Source organism: Citrobacter sp. RHB35-C17 (genome assembly GCF_013816795.1).
GTDB lineage: Bacteria > Pseudomonadota > Gammaproteobacteria > Enterobacterales > Enterobacteriaceae > Citrobacter_A > Citrobacter_A amalonaticus.
In genome coordinates, this window is sequence record NZ_CP057150.1 from 2,110,128 (window position 1) to 2,133,758 (window position 23,631).

A 23,631-nucleotide genomic window follows, 5' to 3' on the forward strand; every position below is an offset into this window, starting at 1 on the left:
CTATGGCTGCGCTGCCGGATAGAGAAAAATTGTTGCGTAATTTTCAGCGTTGCGCTAATTGGGAAGAGAAGTATCTGTACATCATTGACCTGGGACAGCGATTGCCGGAAATATCCGCAGCGGACCGTTGTCCTGAAAATACGATTCAGGGATGTCAGAGTCAGGTCTGGATAGTGATGCGCCAGAATGCGCAAGGCGTTATTGAACTGCAGGGCGACAGTGATGCTGCCATTGTGAAAGGGCTGATTGCGGTCGTCTTCATTCTGTATCACCAGATGACGGCTCAGGATATCGTGAATTTTGATGTGCGGCCGTGGTTTGAACAGATGGCGCTCGCGCAGCATCTCACACCGTCTCGGTCGCAGGGTCTGGAAGCGATGATTCGCGCGATCCGTACCAAAGCAGCAACGCTTAGCTAAACTCAATAGACAGCTTTCATCCTGTCAGGTAAGGCAGCCGGCTGTCTTACAGGATTATCAGCATTCTGGCCATGCCAGTGAATACAGGAGGTTGGGTATGAAACGCGCGTCTCTTATTACTCTAATGCTTATCGGCGCTTACAGCGCCATACAGGCTGCCTGGGCGGTGGATTACCCCTTACCGCCAGCAGGCAGTCGCCTTGTTGGACAGAATCAAACGTATACGGTGCAGGAAGGCGATAAAAACCTGCAGGCGATTGCCCGTCGTTTTGATACTGCCGCGATGCTTATTCTGGAGGCAAATAATACCATTGCGCCTGTGCCAAAGCCGGGCACCCTGGTAACGATCCCGTCACAACTATTGCTGCCCGATGCGCCCCGAGAAGGCATCATCGTTAATCTGGCTGAACTGCGGCTGTACTACTATCCGCCGGGCGAAAATATCGTCCAGGTCTATCCGATCGGTATTGGTTTACAGGGACTGGAAACGCCGGTGATGGAAACCCGCGTTGGGCAGAAAATCCCGAATCCGACCTGGACGCCAACGGCAGGCATCCGTAAGCGCTCTCTGGAGCGAGGCATTACGTTGCCGCCGGTGGTCCCCGCCGGGCCGAATAACCCGCTGGGGCTCTTTGCACTTCGTCTGGCGCACGGTAATGGAGAGTATCTCATTCATGGCACCAGTCAACCAGACAGCGTGGGTCTGCGCGTCAGTTCCGGCTGTATCCGGATGAATGCCCCGGACATCAAAGCGCTGTTCTCCCAGGTTCGCACGGGAACGCCGGTGAGAGTGATTAATGAACCGGTGAAATATTCTGTGGAGCCGAGCGGACTGCGCTACGTTGAGGTCCACCGACCACTGTCGCCGGAAGAAGAACAAAACGTACAGACGATGCCGTATGTGCTGCCTGCCGGGTTCAGCCAGTTTAAGGCGACGAAAGAGGTGGATGACGCTCTGGTGGATAAAGCGTTGTATCGTCGCGCGGGTTATCCGGTGGCGGTCTCTGCCGGGCAAACGCCAACGGTTGAAGCTACACCTGCTGTTCAGTCAGCGCAAAATGGATCAGTACAGGAAGAGACGCAGACGCAGTAGTGAGAGTAGCGGGAAGGAAGAACGCGAGACAAAAAAATGGCGCACAATGTGCGCCATTTCTATTACACAGGTACTATTACTTACGGTATTTAGTAGCCTGGTTGTCCAGACGCTGGTTAGCGCGAGCTGCGTCGTCTTTAGCAGCCTGAACGTCGGAACGCATTGCGTTCACGTCGTTGCTCAGCTGGTCAACTTTAGCGTTCAGAGTCTGAACGTCAGAAGACAGCTGATCGATTTTAGCGTTGCTGGAGCAACCAGCCAGCAGAGTAGAACCCAGGATTACCGCGCCCAGTACCAGTTTAGTACGATTCATTATTAATACCCTCTAGATTGAGTTAATCTCCATGTAGCGTTACAAGTATTACACAAACTTTTTTATGTTGAGAATATTTTTTTGATGAGAAGACGCTTATTTTTGATCGTTCGCTCAAAGAAGCATCGAAATGCGCAAAAACGGCTAAAAAACCGTGTGAAAACAGGCTGCTTCCATCGGATTCGTCTTAGATAATCTGTAATTAGATAGCTCAATCCGATTTGCTTTTTTATTAATAGTGGCTATTGGAAAAATAAAAAAAGCGCCGCGAGGGCGCTTTTTAATCGAATTAATTCACTCGAGAATTATTACAGTACGTGAACAGATGCTGTGTTAGTCGTGCCGCTCGGTACCAGAGCACCAGAAACCATCACCACTACGTCACCTTTCTGAGCCAGACCGCTCTGCTGAGCAACCTCTTTACCCAGACGGTAGAAATCATCAGTAGACGCGATTTCTTTCACCAGATGCGCCACAACGCCTTTGCTCAGCACCAGCTGACGGGCTGTGACTTCGTTGGTGGTCAGCGCCAGAATGGTGGCGTCCGGGAAGTATTTACGCACTGCGCGAGCGGATTTACCGCCCTGAGTGGCCACCACGATCAGCGGTGCTTCCAGTTTTTCCGCGGTTTCCACCGCGCCACGGCAGACGGCTTCAGTGATGCGCAATTTGCGGCTGTCATTGTTGAAGTCCAGACGGCTGGTCATCACACGGTCGGTACGCTCACAGATAGTCGCCATGATGGTGACCGCTTCCAGCGGGTATTTACCTTTTGCGGATTCGCCTGACAGCATCACCGCATCGGTGCCGTCGAGGATGGCGTTCGCCACGTCGCCCGCTTCAGCGCGAGTCGGACGCGGGTTTTTGATCATGGAATCCAGCATCTGGGTCGCAGTGATAACCACTTTACGCGCACGGATACATTTTTCGATCATCATCTTCTGCGCGAAGATCACTTCTTCAACCGGGATTTCAACGCCCAGGTCGCCACGGGCAACCATGATACCGTCAGACGCTTCGAGGATTTCGTCGAAGTTGTTCAGGCCTTCCTGGTTTTCAATTTTGGAGATGATCTGGATCTTCTCGCCGCCGTGCGCTTTCAGGTGCTCACGGATTTCAACCACGTCAGAACGCTTACGGATAAAAGAGGCCGCAACAAAGTCAACGCCTTGTTCGCAACCAAAGATCAGGTCCTGTTTGTCTTTTTCTGCCAGCGCCGGCAGGGCGATAGAAACGCCTGGCAGGTTAACGCCTTTGTTTTCGCCGAGGTCGCCGTTGTTCAGCACTTTACAGATGACTTTGTTGCCTTCGATCGCGGTGACTTCCATACCGATCAGACCATCGTCGACCAGTACGGTATTACCCACGGACAGATCGGAGGTGAAACCTTCGTAGGTCACGGCAACGATTTCGTTATTCCCCACCACGGATTTATCGGTGGTGAAGGTAAAGGTCTGGCCCGCTTTCAGGGAAACGTCGTTACCGCCTTCCAGCTTGATGGTACGGATTTCCGGACCTTTCGTGTCGAGCAGGATGGCCGCTTTCTTGCCGGTTTTGCTCATCACGTTGCGCAGGTTCTGGATACGCTGACCGTGTTCTGCATAGTCACCGTGAGAGAAGTTCAGACGCATGACGTTCATGCCCGCGTCCAGCATTTTGGTTAACATCTCTTCAGATTCGGTTTTTGGACCGATGGTGCAAACAATTTTCGTCTTTTTCATGACAGTCTTAGTCTTTAAGTTGAGAAGGATATGGAAAGCCGGCTTCCGGAACGCACTGACTGGAAGCTAAACCTGTATTACGAAAGTTGTGATGCCTCGCACTAAGGATAGGTGACATCGATAGAGCGTGCAGAGGAATGTGTGCTCGTCGTTCAGCCCGACAAAAAGGGACGTTTTGTAGTCTCTGAGTATGACAGGTCAATGTGCTGAAACCATTCAAGTGACAATTGTCACGTATTATACGCTGAAACAGACACAAAAGGAAAATGGAAACGGTGTTTCAGAATACATCCAGGCAGTTACACAACAAATTGTTATTAAACAAGTCGTGTCTGCCAATTGCGCAAACGCAAAAACCAGGCTGTGTTGCGCAACCCAGCTTATTCCTTCAAGTTATAACAAATGACTTTTAAATCATTTCAAATCTAAATTACCCTGATTACACTCGTTTGGACATCCATACTGCTAAATAGCTGAAAGCGCTGGCAGGATAACAATAAGCAGCCGCGGATACCCAAACGACATGATTGTCCTGAAAAATATTTCGAAAGTGTTCACGCCAGGCCGGCTATCCATTACTGCAGTTGATAATGTCAATTTGACCGTGGAGCAGGGACAGATTTACGGAATTATTGGCTACAGCGGTGCCGGCAAAAGCACCCTGATTCGTCTGCTCAACGGGCTGGAAAAACCAACCACGGGCAGCGTGACCATCAACGGTCATGATATTACTGCCGCTCGCGGCGAATCGCTGCGCCAGGCGCGCCTGAAAATCAGCATGGTCTTCCAGCATTTTAATCTGCTGTGGTCGCGCACCGTGCGCGACAACATCGCCTTTTCAATGCAAATCGCCGGTGCGCCAAAAGCAAAAATTCAGGCTCGCGTGGCGGAACTGATTGAACTGGTAGGATTGACGGGGCGCGAAAATGCCTTTCCGTCACAGCTGAGCGGCGGGCAAAAGCAGCGCGTGGGGATTGCACGCGCGCTGGCCAACAGCCCGGATGTATTGCTGTGCGATGAAGCCACGTCGGCGCTGGACCCGCAAACAACCGATCAAATTCTTGATCTGCTACTTGATATCAACCGCCGCTTCCAACTGACGATTGTGTTGATCACCCATGAAATGCACGTGGTGCGCAAAATCTGCGATCGTGTGGCAGTGATGGAGAACGGTCAGGTGGTGGAAGAGGGCGACGTCTTGAGCGTCTTCACGCATCCGCAACAGCCGATTACCCGGCAGTTTGTCCGCCAGGTGGGACAGTATGCTGATGAAGAAGCCTTTAACCCGCAACTGGCGAGCGAACTGGGCGGCACGGTAATTAAATTAACCTTTACCGGGCACAGCACGCATCAGCCGATCGTTGGCGAACTGACCCTGCGCTACGGTCTGCCATTCAATATCCTGCACGGCAAAATGACCCAGACGGCGCATGGCGTGTTCGGCCAGCTGTGGCTGCACGTGGTGGCGTCGGAAGAGCAACTCAATAACATTCTGGACGACCTGCAAAAAAGCGGCATTGACGGTGAGGTGATTCAACATGGCTGAGAGTCTGTTTCCCCATCTGAAATGGGATCAATTGTTTGCCGCTACTCAGGAGACGCTGTACATGACCGCGCTCTCCGGGATTGCGACCTTTGTTCTCGGTATCGTCCTCGGACTGGCGCTGTTTCTTACCGCACGCGGCGGGCTGTTCCAGAACCGTGCGCTGTACAGCGGCATTTCGCTGGTGGTGAATATTTTCCGCTCGATCCCGTTCATTATTTTGATCGTCTTACTGATCCCGTTTACCAAAGCGATTGTCGGCACCATTCTTGGCGCGAATGCCGCCTTACCGGCGCTGATTGTCGGTGCCGCGCCATTCTACGCGCGCCTGGTTGAGATCGCCCTGCGCGAAGTGGATAAGGGCGTCATTGAAGCCACACGTTCAATGGGCGCTCGTCTTGGCACCTTAATTTTTCGGGTTTTGTTACCTGAATCGTCACCCGCTCTGGTGTCCGGTATCACCGTGACGCTGATTGCGCTGGTCAGTTACAGCGCGATGGCTGGGGTGATCGGGGCAGGTGGTTTAGGGAATCTGGCTTATCTGGAAGGATTCCAGCGCAACCACAACGACGTCACGCTGGTGGCGACAGTGACCATTCTGGTTATCGTCTTCATTATCCAGTTCTGCGGCGATGTGATCACTTCTCTGTTAGATAAACGCTAATAAAATACGGAAACCATTATCATGAAAAAATCACTGACACTTCTCGCCGCAGCCACCTTAAGTGCCCTGAGCTTCGCCTCCTGGGCGGACACGTTGACCGTGGGCGCGTCTAACGTACCGCATGCCGAAATCCTCGAACAGGCCAAACCGATCCTGGCGAAACAGGGGATCGATCTGGAGATTAAACCGTTCCAGGACTACATCCTGCCGAACACCGCGCTGGCGGGCCGTGAGATTGATGCCAACTACTTCCAGCATATTCCCTATCTGAACAGCGTGCTGAAAGACCATGCCGGGGATAAGACCTACGATTTTGTCAGTGCGGGCGCCATCCACATTGAGCCTATCGGCATCTATTCGAAAAAAGTTAAATCACTGAAGGATCTGCCGGAAGGCGGCAAAATCATCATGCGTGATGCGGTGTCGGAAGAGGGGCGTATTCTGTCTATCTTCGAGAAAGAAGGCGTAATCAAACTGAAGCCGGGCGTGGACAAAGTGACCGCACGCATCAGCGACATCGTGGATAACCCGAAGAAGCTGAAGTTCCTGCCTAACGTGGAAGCCGCGCTGTTGCCGCAAATGTACAACAACGATGAAGGTGATGCGGTGGTGATTAACGCCAACTACGCTATCGACGCTGGTCTGGATCCGGTCCACGACCCGATCGCGGTGGAAAGCGGTGAGAACAACCCGTATGCCAACATCATTACTGTGCATCGTGGCGACGAGAAGAAAAAGGATATCGTCGCACTGGTTGACGTCCTGCACTCAAAAGAGATTCAGGAGTGGATCCGCGCCAAATACAAAGGCGCGGTCATTCCGGTGAATAACTGATCCGTTTTTGCCGGGAGACGGCTTCGCCTTACCCGGCCTACGTTGTCCTGTAGGCCGGGTAAAACGCGCGAGCATTGCCATCCGTGCAAGTGTCAGACCCGCTCAATTCTTGCTGGCAGCCCCTGACGGACCGCGGCGCCGGACACCCAGTCCAGCCAGGTGTTACTGATTTTTCGCGTCGGATCGGCAAATCCCAGGTCATTCAGGTTAATCCCCGATTTCACTTTCGCATCAAACGGCAGCGGTTCACCGTCCAGCGTGTGTTGCGCACCGCCCATCTCCCGATGCCCATAGCCGTGCTCGATCGCGATGACTCCAGGCATTACGCCGTGCAGCAAACTAATTTGCGCCTCAACCTGTCCACCCGGTGTGGTGATCCGCACCGTGTCGCCATGGGAAAGCCCGAAACGCTGACCGTCCTGCGGGTTCAACGCCACCAGATTGACCGGCTTAACGTGGTGCAAACGTGGGATTACCGCAGACGCACTGGCCATGGTATTGGACTTAAACGAGATAAGTTTGAGCGGCCACTGTGCCAGCGGGAACAGGTCGTCCACCGAACGTCCGTCAGAGAGTCTTGCCGGATACCACGCCGGACAGCCGCTGTAGCGCTCGCCAGTGATAGCATGACGATGAGCAGCAACCTCAGCGTTCCAGATTTGCAGCGGTTTTTCCCACGCGTTGCCGACCCGGTTTTCTGCCCGTCCGCTCTTGTCCGGTGCGAAACGCCCGCCGCGTGAGTAGATAAACGCCACCCGACGCACTTCTTCTGTCTTTAGCGTCTGCTCAATGACGGGCATAATGCGGCGGACGCCTGTGAGTTCAATATCTTCCGTTACCGCTTCGGCGACCGGGGCCTTCCCCATAAACGCGATATTGGCGGCAACGCGCAGATAGTAGTCTTCGGCACGATTGAGCGGATAATGGTTCCCTGCGCTGTCGGATATCGCATTGTCGCCAAACCCCGGCAGATGCAGTTGCTTTGCCACCGCGATGCAGAATGCCTCCATCGAAACCGGCTGACCGTCGGCGGTTGTGGCGGTGGCAGCGGTAACAATCGGCCAGCGAGCGGTGGTGGCTTTACTGGCGACGCCAGCCCACGGCGCGCTGAATCCCCAGCTTTCGAAATTATGCGTGTCCGGTACGATGTAATCCGCAAGGGCTGTTGTTTCGTTCATATACGCGTCGATGGCAATAAACAGCGGCAACCGTGCCGGATCTTTCAGCTTTTCTTCAGCCACCGCGCGCAAACCGGGTATGCCATACAAGGGATTGGTCATGTTGGAGATCCACGCTTTCAGCGGGTACGGATACCCCTCCAGCGCGGAACTCAGCAACTCAGTCAGTTGACCGGCGACAAACGGATACCACGGTGCTTTAGCCGGGAAGGGGGAACGCCCGGCGGCGACCTTGTCACGGTACTCTTCAGAAGATTCATACGCCGTTTTGCTTCGCGCGATGCTCAGCCCTTTAGGCTTCACCTTTCCTTGAAAACTCGCCATGTTGTAGCGTGGGCCGTCCGTTGCGCCGTTGAATTTTCCGCCGCCGACAAAGACGCCGCCTTCCAGACTGAGGTTGCCGATCAGCGCGTTCAGCATCATCACCGCCCACGCATTATAGAAACCATTTCCTGCCATCATGCCGCCGTGGGTGACGACCGCCGCTTTACGTCCGTGACGGGTAAAGGCATCCGCCAGCGCGATGATGTTGTCCTCAGCCACACCGCACTGTTGGCTGTACTGCGTGAGCGTCATTTTTTCCGCCGATTCTTTCAGACACTGGAAGCTGCTTTTCACCGTCACGCTACGTCCGTCGGCGAGCGTGACCTGGCGCGTGGCAAACAGCGTGGCGTGCAGACAATCACTGGCGGGGACCAGCTCGTTGTGTTCATTAACAACCAGTGGATCATTGGCCGCGGAAGGGTCCAGATGGCGACGCGTTAAGTGCTGTCCCGCCAGTCCGGGAAGATCGTCGGCGATCACCAGATGCGTGGCGTTGGTCCAGCTCTTCTCGTCAGCGTGTTGCATGGCCTTTGCGCCGGGCAGCGCCAGATAATCGGCGTTGTAGCGTTGGTTTTCGATAATCCAGCGGATCATTGCCATCGCCAGCGCAGAGTCGCTGCCGGGGATCACGGGTAACCAGTGACCGTGATCGTCAGCTAACACGGTGGTTAACGGCAGCGCCGGGGCGACGACCACATAGCTGAAATCATCGCGCAGGCGTGCGCTGGAAAGCTGTCTGGCCTGGCGTTTAAACGGGTTGCCCGACTGTGCGGGCGAGGTGCCCATAAACAGCGCGAACTCGACGTTATCCCAGTCGGGCTTTACGTGGGTGTTTTTATCGAGATCGCCCATCAGCGCGCCGGAACCTGCGCGATAGGCCAGTCCACAATAGGAGCCATGCGCGCCAAAGTTCTTGCTACCGAAACTGTTGAGAGCAAAGCGGCGTAAAAATGTATCTCGCCCATCGTCGCTGGTATTGGTGACCAGAAGCTGGTTGGATTTAGGACCAAACCCCGGATGTTGCGGATCAATGGGGGTCGACGGGGCATAAATGGCGCGCAGGCCGTCAACGTGACCCTCGCCAAACAGGTCGCCGCCTTCCACCACTTCATTGATCAATTGTTCAAAGCTGATGCGCTGCCATTTACCTTCGCCGCGTTTACCGACGCGTTTCATCGGCTCAAGAATACGCAACGGGCTGTACAGGCCTTCCAGTTGCGTCGCGCCCCTGGCGCAGGCCGTCGAGCGAGCATCAAGACCGTTCTCGCCTGCCAGTTGCGCCATCGCCGTGCTGAATGGCACTGACGCGTCAATATGATGCTCATGAGAAAGCGGATGATACGGGTTGCCGGCAATACGTAGCACCCGGTTGGTTTGTTGATCAACGCGTACCCTGACGCCGCACTGTGTCCAGCAACCGAAACATTGGGTCATGGCGATGGTTTGCTGCGTATTCTGCTGCCAGCGCGGGTGCGCGTTGGCTTCCGGGATCAGCACGTTACCGGTGATGTGGTCGCGGGTGATTTTACCCGAGGTGCCGTTGATCAAGCCGTCAATGGCACGCTTCGCGACGTCACGATAGCTGAGGGCGAATGTCGCCATACCGCCGACGGCCAGGCCGACTTTGAGCCACTGACGACGGGTTAAATTAGCCATGTTGCAGTCTCCTTGCGAGTCCGTTCACGCTTTCGCGAATAATAATAAGCAGCGCTATCCACAGGCCGAAGGTGCCGAGGATGGCAAGCCAACCGTCGGTTCCGGCGGGCAGGGCGTATGGGTTGAACTGGGCGTTGAATTTCGGCAGCGTCTGCCCCTGAATCAGCAGCGTCCAGCGCATGAGCCAGCATAGCGCCATCGCGCTCAACGCCAGCAGGCTACGCAGAGGCAATGACAGCGGACGACGCAGGGCGATAACGCTAAACAGCAATGAGATCAGCCAGAATGCCAGCCAGCCTGAGGCGTAATGGCGTGCCGATGCGGAGATTGCCAGCCACTGGCGGATGGCCATACCGGAAAGCGTATCGCCGCAGACCCAGAAAATAATGACGGCTGCAAGGGCGAGCAGTGTCAGCAGTTGTCCGAGCGCGAGGCGCTTTTGCGTTGGAAAATCATCGCGCAGCCCGACGATTAACAACGCTAAAAAGGTTTGTAGCGCACTCAGGAACATCACCAGCACAAAGGCATAACTGAACCAGACGGGGCGAGCCTGCACCACAGAGACTTCCCGCCCGGTATAGAGCAACAACCCTATCGCGGTCAGCGCGCTGGCACACGCGAACCATTTTGTGACAACGTAACTTTTACCAGTGAGTTGCCTGTAAACCTGCGCCAGAAACCAGAGTCCGAGGAACGCGGTAAACAGCGGCAAAAACAGGGCACCCCACGGCATCCATGACCACGGCGTAAGGTACGCATAGAAATGCCAGACACGGGCTGTCTGGTGGAGATCGGCGGTTAGCGCCAGCGGTGCGGTGATTGCGCAGGTTAGCGTAATCAGCAGCGTCAGGTTTTCCAGGGCGGGATTATCCTTTTTCCGCCAGTGCAGGACGGCACCAGACAGCGCCCCGCAGGCGGCAATACCGATGAAAAAGAAATACTGTACTGCCCAGGGAAGCCAACTCACCGCCTGTGGACGGGTCAGCACCTCTTCAATGATTAAGGGTGACATTATCAGACCTCCTGCCAGAGTGCGGGTTGTGCGCGGCCCATCAACGGGGAGACAAACGCCTCATCCAGTCCCAGATAGAAGACATGGGGCACGGTGTTGTTTTCCGGTTTCAACACCTTGATGGTGTCATGATGGGTGCGGATTAATTGCGAAATACGGCTTTGCGGATCGCGGATATTGCCGATGATGCGCGCGCCGCCAACACAGGACTCCACGCAGGCGGGGAGAAGTCCGGCCTCTAAACGATGGACGCAAAACGTGCATTTATCGGCGGTCTGCGTTTCATGATTGATAAAACGGGCGTCATAAGGACACGCCTGCACACAGTAGGCACAACCGACGCAGCGGGTGTTATCGACCACGACGATGCCGTCTTCGCGTTGAAAGGTGGCCTGCACCGGACAAACCGGTACGCAGGGCGGATTGTCGCAGTGGTTGCACAGACGCGGTAACAGCACATTGGTCACCTCATCCGCCACCTGGACCTGATACTGATTCACATGGGTACGGAACTCGCCCTGCGGCGTCTGGTTTTCAATCGCACAACTGACGGTGCAGGCCTGACAGCCGATGCAGCGGCGCAGATCGACAAGCATCGCGTAACGCTGCTGTGTGGAACCGCCGTGGCGTTCAGGTGAAAAAGAAAATTTCGCCTGCGCCAGTGGAACCAGCGACGCGCCTGCGGTCAGGACGCCCAGTTGCTGGAGAAACTGCCGTTTACTGCTGTCCATTTTTTCTCCCGTCTCAAGGCAACAACGAAACATTTGTCACGCCGTTGGGTTGCGTGTGATGAATAAAGAATGTCGATGATTTACAGTGTAAAAATCGTGGCGGGGGCAGCTCTATTGTGGTTAACCACATACCCGGCGGGTTGTTGATCTAAAACAACATAATCAACGGGGATAAGGGTGTGAGAGGTAAAAAGGTGATGAGGCTGACGCTGCTGGCGTCGGCCTTAATGTTCAGCGGCGCTTCGCTGGCGGGCGCATGGAATATCGGGATTCTGGCGATGCGGGGTGAGGTCTCCACCCGTAATCACTGGCAGGCGCTGGAAACGCAGCTTAATCAGCAGATTCCCGGAGAACGGTTCCACATTCTGCCGCTGGATCTGCACCAGATGCAGGCGGCGGTCAACAACGCAAGCGTACAATTTGTGGTGACCAACCCGGCACAGTTTGTGCAACTGAACAGCCATTCACCGCTGCGCTGGTTGGCGTCTCTGCGTTCTGCGCGCGGCACGGGGAACGTCATTGGCAGTGCGATCCTTGCCCGGCGCGACAGCGGTATCACCAGCGTGCACGATCTGATCGGTAAAACAGTGGGGGCCATTGATCCTCAGGCGTTCGGCGGCTACCTGCTGGGATACAAAGCGTTGAGCGACGCCGGCCTGCGCCCGGAGCGCGACCTCAACCTGCGATTTACTGGTTTTCCAGCCGATGCGCTTCTTTATTTACTCCGTGAAAACGCGGTGCAGGCGGTGATTGTTCCGGTCTGCCTGCTGGAAAAAATGGACGAAGAGGGACTGGTTGATAAAACCGATTTTGTCGCGGTGCTCAACCGTCCCGGAAATATTGCATGTTTGGCCAGTACGCCGCTCTATCCTGACTGGTCGTTTGCCGCGTTGCCTGCGGTCAGTGATGCGCTGGCCGATCGCGTCACCCGCGCGCTGCTGGCTGCACCTGACACCTCCGCGTTCCATTGGGGAGCGCCGGCGTCGACCAGCCAGGTGGAGGCGTTACTGCGCGACGTACAGCAGCATCCACAGCAGCGACGCTTATGGCTGGATGTGAAAAGCTGGCTGATACAACATCAGTGGCTGATGGGCGGGACTGCGCTGATCCTGCTTTTGCTGACCCTGAACTACATCTGGGTGATGCTGCTGGTTCGTCGCCGTGGTAAACAACTTGAACGCAACAGCGTCCAGTTGCGCCAGCAGGAGCAGGCGCTGGAAACGGCCAGGCAGATGAGCGTTCTCGGCGAAATGACCTCCGGATTCGCGCACGAACTGAATCAACCGCTGTCGGCTATTCGCCATTACGCGCAGGGCAGCCTGATTCGCCTGCAGTCTCAGGATCCGGCGCACGCGTTACTGCCTGCGCTCGAGCATATCGATCGGCAGGCGCAGCGCGGGGCCGAGACGCTGCGAAATTTGCGACGCTGGGTGAGTCAGGCTCAGGGAAGCCCGATCCGCACGGAAGAGTGGGAGAACATCAGCATCCGCGAGGCGGTTCAACATGTCTGGCAACTGTTACGCATGGCACAACAGTTTCCGATGTTAATTTTACACAGCAATATCGATCGCGCGTTGACGATGTTGCTGCCGCCGGTTTTGCTGGAGCAGGTGCTGGCTAATCTGATCCTCAACGCGGCGCAGGCGGGTGCCACCGCGTTGTGGATTGACGCCTCAGCGTCGACACAGGGCGTGCACATGACGTTGCAGGATAATGGCGGCGGTATCAACGATGCATTATTGCAGCAAGCCTTTCAGCCCTTCAAAACCAGTCGGAAAGAGGGGATGGGACTGGGGCTGGTGATTTGTCAGCGGCTGGTACGTTACGGTCAGGGAGAGATTAACCTGCGAAATCAGACCGCGCCTGACGGGCTGCCTGGCGTGGCGGTTGTACTGGATTTTACTCAACGGGAGGACAGGAGCGGCAATGACGATAATTCATTTACTGGATGATGATGTGGCGGTCACCGATGCCTGCGCCTTTCTTCTGGAGAGCCTGGGCTATCCGGTCACGTGCTGGGAAGAAGGGGCTGTTTTTCTTGCGCAGGCCGATTTGTATCAGACCGGCGTACTGCTGCTGGATATGCGGATGCCGGTCATGGATGGTAAGCATGTCCATGCGGTGTTGCGCCAGCGCGAAAGTACGCTGGCAGTGGTGTTTCTGACCGGACATGGCGACGTGCCGATGGCCGTCGAGCAGATGAAGCAGGGGGCGGTAGACTTTTTGCAAAAACCGGTCAGCGCCAGACCACTGCAAACGGCGCTGGAGCGTGCGCTGGTGGTATCGGAACAGGCCGTAGCCCGACAACAGATCATCACCTGTTATCGCGCACTTACGGCAAAAGAACGTGAGTTAGCAGGTTTCGTCGTTAATGGACTGATGAACCGCGAGATTGCGCAGATGATGAACATCGCGGTACGCACGGTAGAAGTACATCGCGCCAGGGTGATGGAAAAAATGCAGGCGGCAAATCTGGCGGCACTGGTCAACAAATGGCAACAATTGAAAGAAACGCATATCGTTGAATAGTACCGTGAGTTATTTATTTGATTTTCTTTGTTTTTTGTCATCCCCTGCAGTCTGATATATGCTGTTTAACTGGACCAGCAATGAGAGACAATAATGGGAAACCTGACAAAAGACGATGAACTGTACCGTGAGATGTGCAGAGTGGTTGGCAAAGTGGTGCTGGAAATGCGCGATCTGGGACAGGAACCCAAACATATCGTGATTGCCGGGGTACTGAGAACCGCACTGGCGAACCAGCGTATTCAGCGTAGCGACCTCGAAAAACAGGCAATGGAAACGGTAATCAAAGCGCTGGCCAGCTAACCGCATTAGGGGATGAACGCATCCCTTATTTCCTGAAACGCGAATTATTCAGGGGCAATATTACCGTTATTGGCTAATTCGCTATATTTTTTAATATATCACGGCCGCTTTTTAATTTATAGTTGGGAACAATTTCACATTTATTTGTAATCTGGTGGAACAGTGTTTCACTGTCTTTATGATAATAAATATCACTACGCATTTAATATTTCCCTTCCCATTTTTAATTGATAATGATCAAAGTCATACCTACCAATAACTCCCATTATTTATTTCGCCTAACCCTAAAGGATTAGTTTATTTGCGTTAAGTTGCGTTATTTATGCAATCCGGTTATGGCAGAACTTCAGCTGTGGGAGGCAACATCAGAGGCTCTGTTTCAGCATAATTAGCATCAGCCTGGGACGTGTTGTCGGCACTGCGTTTGCGAAGAGGATGCAAAATAAATGAACCAGGTTGATCGTCCATTATTAGATACTGGCTTAACGCGGCTGGAATTCCTGCGTATATCAGGAAAAGGCCTGGCAGGGTTAACCATCGCGCCCGCGTTACTGTCACTTTTTGGCTGTAAGCAAGAAGATATCGATAGCGGCACCGTGGGGTTGATCTCCACGCCGAAAGGGGTGCTGGTAACCCAACGCGCCCGCTGTACCGGTTGCCATCGGTGTGAAATTTCTTGTACCAATTACAATGATGGTGCCGTCGGCACCTTCTTTTCCCGCATTAAAATTCACCGTCATTATTTCTTTGGCGACAAGGGACCAGGCTCCGGCGGCGGCCTGTATGGCGATCTGAACTACACCCCGGACACCTGTCGTCAGTGCAAAGATCCGCAGTGCATGAAGGTGTGCCCCATTGGGGCGATTACCTGGAGCCAGGAAGACGGTTGCATTGCCGTTGACCACCGACGTTGTATCGGTTGCAGCGCCTGTACTACCGCGTGTCCCTGGATGATGGCCACCGTCAATACCGAAACGAAGAAATCATCAAAATGTGTGTTATGCGGTGAGTGCGCCAGTGCCTGCCCGACCGGGGCATTAAAAATCATCGAGTGGAAAGATATTACTGTTTGAATCTTGCAAAGGAAAACATTATGGCTAACGGTTGGACAGGTAATATTTTACGGGTCAATCTTACAACAGGCGATATTACCCTTGAAGATTCCAGTAAATTTAAAAAATTTGTCGGCGGTATGGGGTTCGGCTACAAAATTATGTACGACGAAGTTCCCGCTGGCACTAAACCCTTTGATGAAGGCAATAAATTAGTTTTTGCGACGGGACCGCTTACCGGATCCGGCGCTCCATGCAGTTCTCGCGTTAATATCACGTCGCTCTCTACATTCACAAAAGGCAATCTGGTTGTCGATGCACATATGGGCGGTTTTTTTGCCGCACAAATGAAATTTGCCGGCTATGACGCCATCATCATTGAAGGCAAGGCGGCATCCCCCGTCTGGCTCAATATTAAAGACGACAAGGTCACGATTGAAAAAGCCGATTTTCTGTGGGGGAAAGGCACCCGTGCAACCACGGAAGAAATTTGCCGGATGACGTCACCAGAAACCTGCGTGGCGGCGATTGGTCAGGCGGGTGAAAACCTCGTGCCGCTCTCCTGTATGCTCAATAGCCGCAACCACAGCGGTGGCGCAGGGACCGGCGCGGTGATGGGGTCGAAAAATCTGAAAGCCATCGCCGTGGAAGGGACCAAAGGTGTCAACATTGCCGATCGCAAAGAGATGAAGCGGTTGAATGATTACATGATGACGGAGCTGATTGGCGCGAATAATAACCATGTTGTGCCCAGCACACCGCAGGCATGGGCGGAATATTCCTCGCCCGCGTCACGCTGGACTGCACGCAAAGGGTTGTTCTGGGGCGCGGCGGAAGGTGGGCCGATCGAGACCGGCGAGATCCCGCCGGGTAATCAGAACACCGTCGGCTTCAGGACCTACAAATCGGTCTTCGATTTAGGTCCGGCAGCGGAAAAGTACACGGTGAAAATGAGCGGCTGCCATTCTTGTCCGATTCGCTGCATGACGCAGATGAACATTCCTCGCGTGAAGGACTTTGGCGTGCCGAGCACCGGCGGGAATACCTGCGTGGCGAACTTCGTCCATACCACCATTTTCCCGAACGGTCCGAAGGACTTTGAAGACAAAGGCGATGGCCGGGTCATCGGCAACCTGGTGGGTCTGAATCTGTTTGATGACTACGGTATCTGGTGTAACTACGGCCAGTTGCACCGCGACTTTACGTATTGCTACAGCAAAGGGGTGTTTAAACGCGTCCTGCCGGCGGAAGAATATGCCCAGATCCGCTGGGATCAACTGGAAGCGGGCGATCCGAATTTCATCAAGGATTTCTATTATCGTCTGGCGCATCGCGTGGGTGAACTTAGCCATCTGGCGGATGGGTCGTATGCCATTGCCGAGCGCTGGCAACTGGGTGATGAATACTGGGCGTATGAAAAAAATAAACTGTGGTCACCGTTTGGTTTTCCGGTTCACCACGCCAACGAAGCCTCGGCGCAGGTGGGGGCCATCACCAACTGCATGTTCAACCGCGATTGTATGACCCACACCCACATCAATTTCATCGGCTCGGGTTTGCCTTTAACACTCCAGCGGGAAGTCGCCGCGGAACTGTTTGGTTCACCAGACGCCTACGATGAAACGAAAAATTACACGCCCATCAACGCGGCAAAAATTAAATATGCCAAATGGACGTTGCTGAAAGTGTGCCTGCATAACGCCGTCACGCTGTGTAACTGGGTCTGGCCGATGACCGTGTCGCCGCTGAAAAGTCGCAACTATCGCGGGGATCTCGATCTGGAAGCCAAATTCTTTCAGGCCGTAACCGGTGATGAAACCACTCAGGCCAGTCTCGATTTAGCCGCAGAACGTATCTTCACTCTACATCGCGCCTACACGGTGAAACTGATGCAGACCAACGATATGCGCAATGCGCACGATCTGATCTGCTCGTGGGTGTTTGATAAGGATCCGAAGATTCCGGTCTTTAGCGAAGGCACCGACAAGATGGACCGCGACGATATGCGTGAATCCCTGACGCTGTTTTATAAAGAGATGGGCTGGCACCCTGAATTGGGCTGCCCGACGCGTGAGACGTTGAATCGACTCGGCCTGGAAGATGTCGCCGATGACCTGGCCGCGCAGAATCTGTTGCCGGCGTAAGGAAAAAACATGAGCCAACCAGAGGAAGTGAGCCAACTTATCGCGCCGGATGTCGATCTCGAAAAGCGGCAGTGGTTGCAGGGGCGACATGAGCCGATAGCCTGCGCGGATGAACAGGCGGTAGCAGAAAGCCCTGCTGAGATTATGGCGGATTTTATCCGCCAGCATTCGGCGAACGGCCAGCTTGTCGCGCGCGAGCTGTTCTTGCAGCCGCCGTACTCCGTAGAAGAGGCGGCGCTCACACCGCTACTGGACACGCTCAAAGAGGGGCTCGCCGGCGAGGATATCGCCTGTGTGCAGGGCTCTCAGGATGAATATTACTACTCAACCCAGACCATGACCGCCAACTATGCCGGCATGTGTGTTCAGGTGGTGGAAAAGGATATCTGTCGGGCAATCGCACTGGCGGTGCGCTTTGACTGTCAGACCTATCCGCGTCCGTACAAAATCGCCATGCTGGAACAATCACCTTACGGTTTCGCGCCTGAGCAGATAGAAGCCGCGCTGGCCGCGATTGAAACGCACCCCGACTATGCCGATATTCGCCCGGTCTCGTCGTCGAACGACGTGCCGTATTTATTCAGCGAACGCTTTATGAGTTACGGCAAAGCATACGGCTTATGCGAATGGCTGGAAGTTGAGCAGTTTCAGAATCCCTGAATTCATGGAAAGCGTGGACGAGCGCGACCACAGCATTAGAGGATAACAAGATGTCCTTCACTCGACGAAAATTTGTGCTTGGCATGGGAACGGTCATTTTCTTCAGCGGACCCGGCCAGACGCTGCTGGCGAAGACAACAGCCAGCGGCCCCGTTCGTTACGTCATGATCCATGATGAATCGCGATGTAATGGCTGTAACATCTGTACCCGCGCCTGTCGCAAAACGAATCATGTTCCCGCGCAGGGAAGTCGCCTGTCGATTGCGCATATTCCCGTTTCAGATAATGACAACGAGACGCTGTATCACTACTTCCGTCAGTCCTGCCAGCACTGCGATGATGCCCCCTGCATTGAGGTTTGCCCGACCGGTGCGTCGTGGCGCGATGAGAACGGGATCGTTCGTGTCGACAGTTCGCGCTGCATTGGCTGTAGTTACTGCATCGGCGCGTGCCCCTATCAGGTGCGTTACCTGAATCCGCAAACCAAAGTGGCGGACAAATGCGATTTTTGCGCCGAGTCACGACTGGCAAAAGGTTTTCCGCCCATTTGCGTGACCGCCTGCCCGGAACATGCGCTGCTGTTTGGACGCGAAGACAGCCCGGACATCCAGCGTTGGCTACAGGAAAATAACTATTACCAGTATCAACTTCCGGGCGCGGGCAAGCCCCATCTGTATCGTCGGTTCGGTCAACATTTGATTAAAAAGGATAATGTATGAACGCGTCGCAGAATGCTGAACAGTTCCAGGCCCAACTGGCAAATTATGTGCCGGTATTTTCTCCCGAGTATTGGCCCGTCTGGCTGGTGATCGCCGGACTTCTGCTGGTGGCGATGTGGCTGGTGCTGGGGTTACACGCCTGGCTTCGCTTTCGCGCGGCCAACAAGGCAGCCGCCGGGCATGGTGAGAAGGTTTACCTGTATTCTCGCGCGGTACGCTTGTGGCACTGGTCGAATGCCTTGCTGTTTTTACTCCTGCTCGGTAGCGGGCTAATCAACCATTTCTCTCTGGTCAGCGCGGCGGTAATGAAAAGCTTGCTGACGGTGCACGAAGTCTGCGGATTTTTGCTGCTGGCGTGCTGGGTCGGTTTCGTGCTGATCAATGCGTTGGGCGGGAACGGTCATCATTACATTATCCGTCCCCAGGGTTGGGTGGCGCGAGCGATGAAACAGACCCGTTTCTATCTGTTTGGCATTATGCAGGGGGAAGCGCATCCGTTCCCGGCAACACCGCGTTCGAAGTTTAATCCGTTACAGCAGGCGGCCTATGTCGGGGTGATGTACGGATTGTTGCCATTGTTGCTGCTGAGCGGATTGTTGGCGCTCTATCCGCAGGTCGTGGGCGACCTGTTCCCCGGCGTACGCTACTGGTTGTTGCAGGCGCATTTCGCGCTGGCAATCATCAGCCTGTTCTTTATTTTTGGTCACCTCTACCTGTGCACTACGGGCCGCACGCCTGGCGAAACGTTCCGCTGCATGGTCGATGGCTATCACCGGCATTAACGTATGCTGATCACGCGGGAAGATATACGCAACTGGCGGGTTGGCGCGGTGATGTACCGCTGGTTTCTGCGCCGTTTTCCTGAAGGCGGCAACTACGCTGATGTGCATCGGGCGTTGAGTCGCGAAGGTTATCTCGACTGGGCGAACAGCCTGGTGGAATACGCCTGGTCGCGCTGGCTGGATGAAGAAAATTTTGCCCGCCAGGATATCTCCGCCATGTCGCGACTGGCGCGGCCAGACGCCTCAATGGGCGATCAGCAGGTGGCGAACGCGGGTGATAACGCGAATCTGGGCTGTGCGGGTGATAACATGAAGATCGCCAGCGCAGGCTATGCGTCACAAATTGCCAGTGCGGGATACTGCGTGCGCATTGGCAGCGTTGGCTACAACAGCCATATCAGCAGTTCCGGGGATCGCGCGCGGCTGGCCGCCGCAGGAAATTCGACGCGAATCAGCAGCGCCGGTAACGGAACGCGGATCGCCAGCAGCGGGATGCGTGTGCGGGTGAGTTCGCTCGGTGAAAGAAATCATGTCGCCAGTAACGGTGACCTGAGCCAGATAGTGAGCTTTGGCGCCAATACGAAAATCGCTAACAGCGGCGATAATGTGCATATCATCTGTAACGGCGATAACGCGATCGTTGCCAGTAGCGGGGTAGTGGATTCCGTCGTGCTGGGACCGGGCGGCTGCGCGGCGCTGGCGTATCATGACGGCAAACGCATGCGTTTCGCCGTCGCGGTTGAAGGTGAAGCCGGGATCCGCGCCGGTGTGAAATACCGACTCGACGACGCGCACCAGTTTGTTGAGTGCTGATCGTTCAACGAAGCGCAAACCGTCGCCGGGTCGCTTTCTCCAGCCCGTAGCAAAGCAGATAGTAGACCAGGCCCGTAAAGATGAAGATAGCCGCCGGGTAAATCTGTTCCCGGCTGTTAACCTGTCCCGCCACCGTCGTCAGTTCCGGCACGTTGACGATAAACGCCAGCGATGTGTCCTTCAGCAGACCAATGCATATCCCGGTCAGGGAGGGCAGGATATGGCGTAACACCTGCGGTAGCAGAACCCTTCTTAATGCCTGAACAGGGCTAAAACCCTGCGCCATTGCCGCATCATATTGTCCGGCGGGTAGTGCGTTGAGTCCCGCGTACACAGAATGCATCACCGACGCAGCGGTAAACCAGGCCAGCGCCAGCGTCACCGTTGCCGCACCGGGCAGATCGCTGCCGGTAAGCATAGGGAGCAGATACCACATCCAGAAAATAACGAAGATCAGTGGTATCCCGCGTATGAGCTCTGCCCAGATGAACAATCCCTTACGGATGACGCCCGGAAAACGCCAGGCGAGAGCGGCAAGGGCAATACCGGCAGGTAAGGCCAGCACCGCCGCACCCAGCGCCATCATCAGGGTCAACAATACACCGCCAGGTTGACCGTCGGCCAGTCGTCCCCACAGAAGATAATCCAGATTGTCGGTTATCACCGCAATATTAGCGATCATGCTGGGGACTCCTGAACCGGAACCGGCGGAGTTGCGACTTTTTTTCCAGTCGGGGGGCGGGCCCCAGATGGGTCAACAGCAGACCGAACGCCACGCCGGTGAACAGATAAAGCGCAGTGCCCACGGCAAAGGCCTCCAGCGCATGGGCGTTGTAGCTTTCAATCTGGCGAACCTGGTAGGTCAGTTCCGCAAAGCCAATCCCGCTGGCTAATGACGATAGTTTCATCAGGTTGAGATATTGCCCCACCACCGGTTGCCAGGCATTGGTTAGTCCCTGCGGCAGCAGGATATGGCGGAAGGTCTGCCATGAGGAAAATCCCTGTGAAATCGCGGCTTCGCGTTGTCCGGCGGAGACCGCCTGCAATCCGGAGGCGACTTCTTCGACCAGGAATGCCGAGGTAAAGACGCCGAGTCCCCATGCTGAGCAAAGAAACTCGGGGGTCAGCCACCAGACGTTGCCGGGCAGGATTGACCAGCCATGCTCTGCGTTGACAAAAGCAATAAAACTGCGCGGCAGCAGGTTCCAGCCGGCGAAGTACCAGAACAGCAACTGGACCAGCAGCGGGGTGTTACGAAACAGCGATACCCAACCAGCCACCAGGCGACGGCCCATGCGATGGCCGGAAAGACGAAGGGCTAACAGCAAGATGGCCAACAGCGTGGCGAGGAAAATGCCTGCGGCGCTGACCCACAGCGTGGTGAGAAATCCGGAGAGGATCCATTGCAGGGGCAGGCCGGTGAGCACTCCCTGCCAGTCCATTGACGGCATTATCGTGATAACTCCTGATGCAACGGATCCAGCACTTTTTGCAGAAAACGCTGGGTGCGAGGGTGCTGCGGCCGGGTAAAAAAGGCCTCCGGGGAGGCGATTTCGAGAATATCGCCGCCGTCGATAAACACCACCCGGTCGGCGATTTCACGGGCAAAATGCATCTCGTGGGTGACCACAATCATTGTAATACCGCTGTGCGCCAGACGTTTCATGACCTGTAACACCTCACCGATCATTTCCGGATCGAGTGCAGAGGTGGGCTCATCAAACAGGAGAATTTGCGGCGAAGAGGCCAGCGCGCGGGCAATCGCCACCCGCTGCTGTTGACCGCCGGAAAGCTGTGCCGGATAAGCGCCAGCCTTCTCTTCCAGCCCAACCTGTTCCAGCAGGGCATAAGCGCGTTGTGTGGCGTCGGTTTTATTCCAGCCGTGGACGTACTCCAGCGCGAGGGTGATATTCTGCTGCGCCGTCAGATGGGCATACAGATTGAACTGCTGGAATACAAAACCAATGCGGCTACGCAGCTGTCGCAGCGCGGCCCCCTTAAGTTGACCGACCGGTTTGTCATCAATAAAGATATCGCCGCCACTCAATGATTCCAGTTGGTTAATCAGGCGGATCAGGGTCGATTTCCCCGATCCCGAGGGGCCAAGAATAGTCACAACTTCACCGGGTTCGACGGTGAGACTGACGCCGTTGAGTACCCGGTGATCGCCGTACGCTTTCACCACGTCGCGTAACTCAACTCGCGCCTGGCTCAATGTGTGGAAATCCGCAGCTCCGGCTGCGGACGGGGTGAATAAACCAGCCAGCATCTTATCTGGCCTCAATTTTAAAGGCGCGCGGCTGCGGATTTTTCGTTTCCGGGCCAAACCAGACATCATAAATTTTGCCTGCCTGCCCACTGGATTCGAGTCGCAATAATTCATCGTTAACCGCTTTCAACAACGCCGGTTCGCCTTTCTTCACGCCCACGCCGATTTCCTCTTTGCTGAGTAAATCCGGCAGGATTTTAAACTGCGCTTTGTCCGGTGCGCCACTGAGCAAACCCGCCAGGATAGTGGAGTCCTGAGTGATAGCCTGCACGTTGCCGTTGCGCAGGGCGGTTAACGCCAGCGGGATATCATCATAGGCCAGCACACGGGATTGCGGGAACCGCTGATGTAGCGCCTGCTCACCGGTGGTTCCTTTCACTGCGCCAATGCGTGCGCGGCTGTACTCATCCAGCTTATCGGGTGACGAGGCAGGCACCAGGAATTGCTGACCGGTGACAAAGTAGGGCACAGAGAAGTCGATGACCTGGGCGCGCTCGGGGGTGATCGTAATATCAGCAACGATCAGATCGGCTTTCCCCGATTGCAGCAGCGGAATACGGTTAGCGGGATTGGTGGCGACCAGTTCCAGTTTCACACCCAGCGATGCTGCCAGCGCCTGAGCGAAATCAACATCGTAACCCACGATCTGATGGGTTTTCGCATCGACGGAGCCAAACGGCGGGTTAGCGTCAAACGTCGCAACCTTGACCACGCCTGCGGCCTTGATATCAGCGAGTTGATCGGCCTGCGCCTGAATGCTCAAAAAACTCGTGGCGAGCATGACGCCGAGGGCGAGAATCGTTTTTTTCGTACGTTGTGTTTTCGTTGCCATCATTTTCTTTGATATCCCTGAAATTATTGGTTTGTCCTTT

The 23,631-nt window shown here is 55.0% G+C and carries 23 protein-coding genes; 14 read left to right on the forward strand and 9 right to left on the reverse strand.

Features of this window, described 5'->3' with window-relative positions; genetic code table 11:
- Positions 1–2: 2 nt before the first annotated feature.
- On the forward strand, positions 3–419 hold the full coding sequence (gene sufE / locus HVZ37_RS09990; protein ID WP_181628392.1) for a cysteine desulfuration protein SufE: 417 nt from the start codon (positions 3–5) through the stop codon (positions 417–419).
- Between the two features lie 97 nt (positions 420–516).
- Positions 517–1,512, forward strand: coding sequence for a L,D-transpeptidase family protein (locus HVZ37_RS09995; protein ID WP_043000840.1), 996 nt, complete (start codon positions 517–519; stop codon positions 1,510–1,512).
- A gap of 76 nt (positions 1,513–1,588) precedes the next feature.
- Here the strand turns inward: HVZ37_RS09995 and lpp are convergent, their stop codons facing one another.
- Positions 1,589–1,825, reverse strand: coding sequence for a murein lipoprotein Lpp (gene lpp, locus HVZ37_RS10000; protein WP_001082307.1), 237 nt, complete (start codon positions 1,823–1,825; stop codon positions 1,589–1,591).
- A gap of 308 nt (positions 1,826–2,133) precedes the next feature.
- Positions 2,134–3,546: a pyruvate kinase PykF gene (gene pykF, locus HVZ37_RS10005; protein ID WP_043000839.1), complete on the reverse strand. Its 1,413-nt coding sequence runs from the start codon at positions 3,544–3,546 to the stop codon at positions 2,134–2,136.
- A 523-nt stretch (positions 3,547–4,069) separates the two neighbouring features.
- Between pykF and HVZ37_RS10010 the strand changes: the two genes are divergently transcribed.
- Genes HVZ37_RS10010 through HVZ37_RS10020 form a run of 3 tightly spaced genes read left to right on the forward strand, consistent with a single transcriptional unit; the run spans position 4,070 to position 6,587 of the window.
- Entirely contained in the window at positions 4,070–5,092 is a 1,023-nt protein-coding gene (locus tag HVZ37_RS10010; protein WP_054176649.1) for an ATP-binding cassette domain-containing protein, read from the forward strand.
- On the forward strand, positions 5,085–5,753 hold the full coding sequence (locus tag HVZ37_RS10015; protein WP_181628393.1) for a methionine ABC transporter permease: 669 nt from the start codon (positions 5,085–5,087) through the stop codon (positions 5,751–5,753). Before HVZ37_RS10010 ends, HVZ37_RS10015 begins: the two co-directional genes overlap by 8 nt.
- Positions 5,754–5,774: 21 nt before the next feature.
- Entirely contained in the window at positions 5,775–6,587 is an 813-nt protein-coding gene (locus tag HVZ37_RS10020; protein WP_061070180.1) for a MetQ/NlpA family ABC transporter substrate-binding protein, read from the forward strand.
- Positions 6,588–6,679: 92 nt separating this feature from the next.
- Here the strand turns inward: HVZ37_RS10020 and ttrA are convergent, their stop codons facing one another.
- From ttrA to ttrB, 3 genes are read right to left on the reverse strand one after another with little or no spacing between them, the layout of a single operon-like run.
- Positions 6,680–9,745, reverse strand: coding sequence for a tetrathionate reductase subunit TtrA (gene ttrA / locus HVZ37_RS10025; protein ID WP_181628394.1), 3,066 nt, complete (start codon positions 9,743–9,745; stop codon positions 6,680–6,682).
- On the reverse strand, positions 9,738–10,760 hold the full coding sequence (ttrC, locus tag HVZ37_RS10030) for a tetrathionate reductase subunit TtrC (protein WP_142765084.1): 1,023 nt from the start codon (positions 10,758–10,760) through the stop codon (positions 9,738–9,740). Before ttrC ends, ttrA begins: the two co-directional genes overlap by 8 nt.
- A complete protein-coding gene (gene ttrB, locus HVZ37_RS10035) occupies positions 10,760–11,488 on the reverse strand; it encodes a tetrathionate reductase subunit TtrB (RefSeq protein WP_181628395.1) in 729 nt (242 codons plus the stop codon). The genes ttrC and ttrB overlap by 1 nt, the downstream gene beginning before the upstream one ends.
- A gap of 179 nt (positions 11,489–11,667) precedes the next feature.
- On the opposite strand from ttrB, the gene ttrS reads away from it, so the two are divergent.
- The 9 genes from ttrS to ydhT all read left to right on the forward strand — a co-directional run bounded on the left by ttrS (position 11,668) and on the right by ydhT (position 20,490).
- On the forward strand, positions 11,668–13,440 hold the full coding sequence (ttrS, locus tag HVZ37_RS10040) for a tetrathionate respiration histidine kinase TtrS (protein ID WP_090050018.1): 1,773 nt from the start codon (positions 11,668–11,670) through the stop codon (positions 13,438–13,440).
- The gene (ttrR, locus tag HVZ37_RS10045) at positions 13,415–14,017 is read left to right on the forward strand and encodes a tetrathionate respiration response regulator TtrR (RefSeq protein WP_109740205.1); all 603 of its coding nucleotides are present in this window, start codon (positions 13,415–13,417) and stop codon (positions 14,015–14,017) included. The genes ttrS and ttrR overlap by 26 nt, the downstream gene beginning before the upstream one ends.
- Positions 14,018–14,110: 93 nt before the next feature.
- Entirely contained in the window at positions 14,111–14,320 is a 210-nt protein-coding gene (gene fumD, locus HVZ37_RS10050) for a fumarate hydratase FumD (protein WP_044254724.1), read from the forward strand.
- Between the two features lie 446 nt (positions 14,321–14,766).
- The gene (locus tag HVZ37_RS10055; protein WP_043000829.1) at positions 14,767–15,393 is read left to right on the forward strand and encodes a ferredoxin-like protein; all 627 of its coding nucleotides are present in this window, start codon (positions 14,767–14,769) and stop codon (positions 15,391–15,393) included.
- Positions 15,394–15,413: 20 nt separating this feature from the next.
- A complete protein-coding gene (locus tag HVZ37_RS10060) occupies positions 15,414–17,516 on the forward strand; it encodes an aldehyde ferredoxin oxidoreductase (RefSeq protein ID WP_043000828.1) in 2,103 nt (700 codons plus the stop codon).
- 9 nt (positions 17,517–17,525) lie between these two features.
- Positions 17,526–18,176 (forward strand): YdhW family putative oxidoreductase system protein, encoded by a 651-nt coding sequence (locus HVZ37_RS10065; RefSeq protein WP_044254721.1) that lies wholly within the window; start codon positions 17,526–17,528, stop codon positions 18,174–18,176.
- A gap of 50 nt (positions 18,177–18,226) precedes the next feature.
- On the forward strand, positions 18,227–18,895 hold the full coding sequence (locus HVZ37_RS10070; protein WP_044326967.1) for a 4Fe-4S dicluster domain-containing protein: 669 nt from the start codon (positions 18,227–18,229) through the stop codon (positions 18,893–18,895).
- Positions 18,892–19,677 carry a thiosulfate reductase cytochrome B subunit gene (phsC, locus tag HVZ37_RS10075; RefSeq protein WP_044254716.1) on the forward strand — a complete coding sequence of 262 codons (786 nt, stop codon included), beginning with the start codon at positions 18,892–18,894 and terminating at the stop codon, positions 19,675–19,677. Before HVZ37_RS10070 ends, phsC begins: the two co-directional genes overlap by 4 nt.
- Positions 19,678–19,680: 3 nt before the next feature.
- Complete coding sequence (gene ydhT / locus HVZ37_RS10080) at positions 19,681–20,490, forward strand: protein YdhT (protein WP_109740207.1); 810 nt, start codon at positions 19,681–19,683, stop codon at positions 20,488–20,490.
- Between the two features lie 4 nt (positions 20,491–20,494).
- On the opposite strand, the gene HVZ37_RS10085 is transcribed toward ydhT, so the two are convergent.
- From HVZ37_RS10085 to HVZ37_RS10100, 4 genes are read right to left on the reverse strand one after another with little or no spacing between them, the layout of a single operon-like run.
- The gene (locus HVZ37_RS10085; RefSeq protein WP_109740208.1) at positions 20,495–21,172 is read right to left on the reverse strand and encodes an amino acid ABC transporter permease; all 678 of its coding nucleotides are present in this window, start codon (positions 21,170–21,172) and stop codon (positions 20,495–20,497) included.
- A complete protein-coding gene (locus tag HVZ37_RS10090; RefSeq protein WP_181628476.1) occupies positions 21,162–21,944 on the reverse strand; it encodes an amino acid ABC transporter permease in 783 nt (260 codons plus the stop codon). The genes HVZ37_RS10085 and HVZ37_RS10090 overlap by 11 nt, the downstream gene beginning before the upstream one ends.
- Positions 21,941–22,759 carry an amino acid ABC transporter ATP-binding protein gene (locus HVZ37_RS10095; protein WP_181628396.1) on the reverse strand — a complete coding sequence of 273 codons (819 nt, stop codon included), beginning with the start codon at positions 22,757–22,759 and terminating at the stop codon, positions 21,941–21,943. The genes HVZ37_RS10090 and HVZ37_RS10095 overlap by 4 nt, the downstream gene beginning before the upstream one ends.
- Position 22,760: 1 nt before the next feature.
- Positions 22,761–23,594 (reverse strand): ABC transporter substrate-binding protein, encoded by an 834-nt coding sequence (locus tag HVZ37_RS10100; protein ID WP_043000822.1) that lies wholly within the window; start codon positions 23,592–23,594, stop codon positions 22,761–22,763.
- Positions 23,595–23,631 lie beyond the last annotated feature (37 nt).

Coding starts and splice junctions, on each gene's coding strand:
- sufE (WP_181628392.1), top strand. CDS start 3: ATGGCTGCGCTGCCGGATAGAGAAAAATTGTTGCGTAATTTTCAGCGT.
- HVZ37_RS09995 (WP_043000840.1), top strand. CDS start 517: ATGAAACGCGCGTCTCTTATTACTCTAATGCTTATCGGCGCTTACAGC.
- lpp (WP_001082307.1), bottom strand. CDS start 1,825: ATGAATCGTACTAAACTGGTACTGGGCGCGGTAATCCTGGGTTCTACT.
- pykF (WP_043000839.1), bottom strand. CDS start 3,546: ATGAAAAAGACGAAAATTGTTTGCACCATCGGTCCAAAAACCGAATCT.
- HVZ37_RS10010 (WP_054176649.1), top strand. CDS start 4,070: ATGATTGTCCTGAAAAATATTTCGAAAGTGTTCACGCCAGGCCGGCTA.
- HVZ37_RS10015 (WP_181628393.1), top strand. CDS start 5,085: ATGGCTGAGAGTCTGTTTCCCCATCTGAAATGGGATCAATTGTTTGCC.
- HVZ37_RS10020 (WP_061070180.1), top strand. CDS start 5,775: ATGAAAAAATCACTGACACTTCTCGCCGCAGCCACCTTAAGTGCCCTG.
- ttrA (WP_181628394.1), bottom strand. CDS start 9,745: ATGGCTAATTTAACCCGTCGTCAGTGGCTCAAAGTCGGCCTGGCCGTC.
- ttrB (WP_181628395.1), bottom strand. CDS start 11,488: ATGGACAGCAGTAAACGGCAGTTTCTCCAGCAACTGGGCGTCCTGACC.
- ttrR (WP_109740205.1), top strand. CDS start 13,415: ATGACGATAATTCATTTACTGGATGATGATGTGGCGGTCACCGATGCC.
- fumD (WP_044254724.1), top strand. CDS start 14,111: ATGGGAAACCTGACAAAAGACGATGAACTGTACCGTGAGATGTGCAGA.
- HVZ37_RS10055 (WP_043000829.1), top strand. CDS start 14,767: ATGAACCAGGTTGATCGTCCATTATTAGATACTGGCTTAACGCGGCTG.
- HVZ37_RS10060 (WP_043000828.1), top strand. CDS start 15,414: ATGGCTAACGGTTGGACAGGTAATATTTTACGGGTCAATCTTACAACA.
- HVZ37_RS10065 (WP_044254721.1), top strand. CDS start 17,526: ATGAGCCAACCAGAGGAAGTGAGCCAACTTATCGCGCCGGATGTCGAT.
- HVZ37_RS10070 (WP_044326967.1), top strand. CDS start 18,227: ATGTCCTTCACTCGACGAAAATTTGTGCTTGGCATGGGAACGGTCATT.
- phsC (WP_044254716.1), top strand. CDS start 18,892: ATGAACGCGTCGCAGAATGCTGAACAGTTCCAGGCCCAACTGGCAAAT.
- ydhT (WP_109740207.1), top strand. CDS start 19,681: ATGCTGATCACGCGGGAAGATATACGCAACTGGCGGGTTGGCGCGGTG.
- HVZ37_RS10085 (WP_109740208.1), bottom strand. CDS start 21,172: ATGATCGCTAATATTGCGGTGATAACCGACAATCTGGATTATCTTCTG.
- HVZ37_RS10095 (WP_181628396.1), bottom strand. CDS start 22,759: ATGCTGGCTGGTTTATTCACCCCGTCCGCAGCCGGAGCTGCGGATTTC.
- HVZ37_RS10100 (WP_043000822.1), bottom strand. CDS start 23,594: ATGATGGCAACGAAAACACAACGTACGAAAAAAACGATTCTCGCCCTC.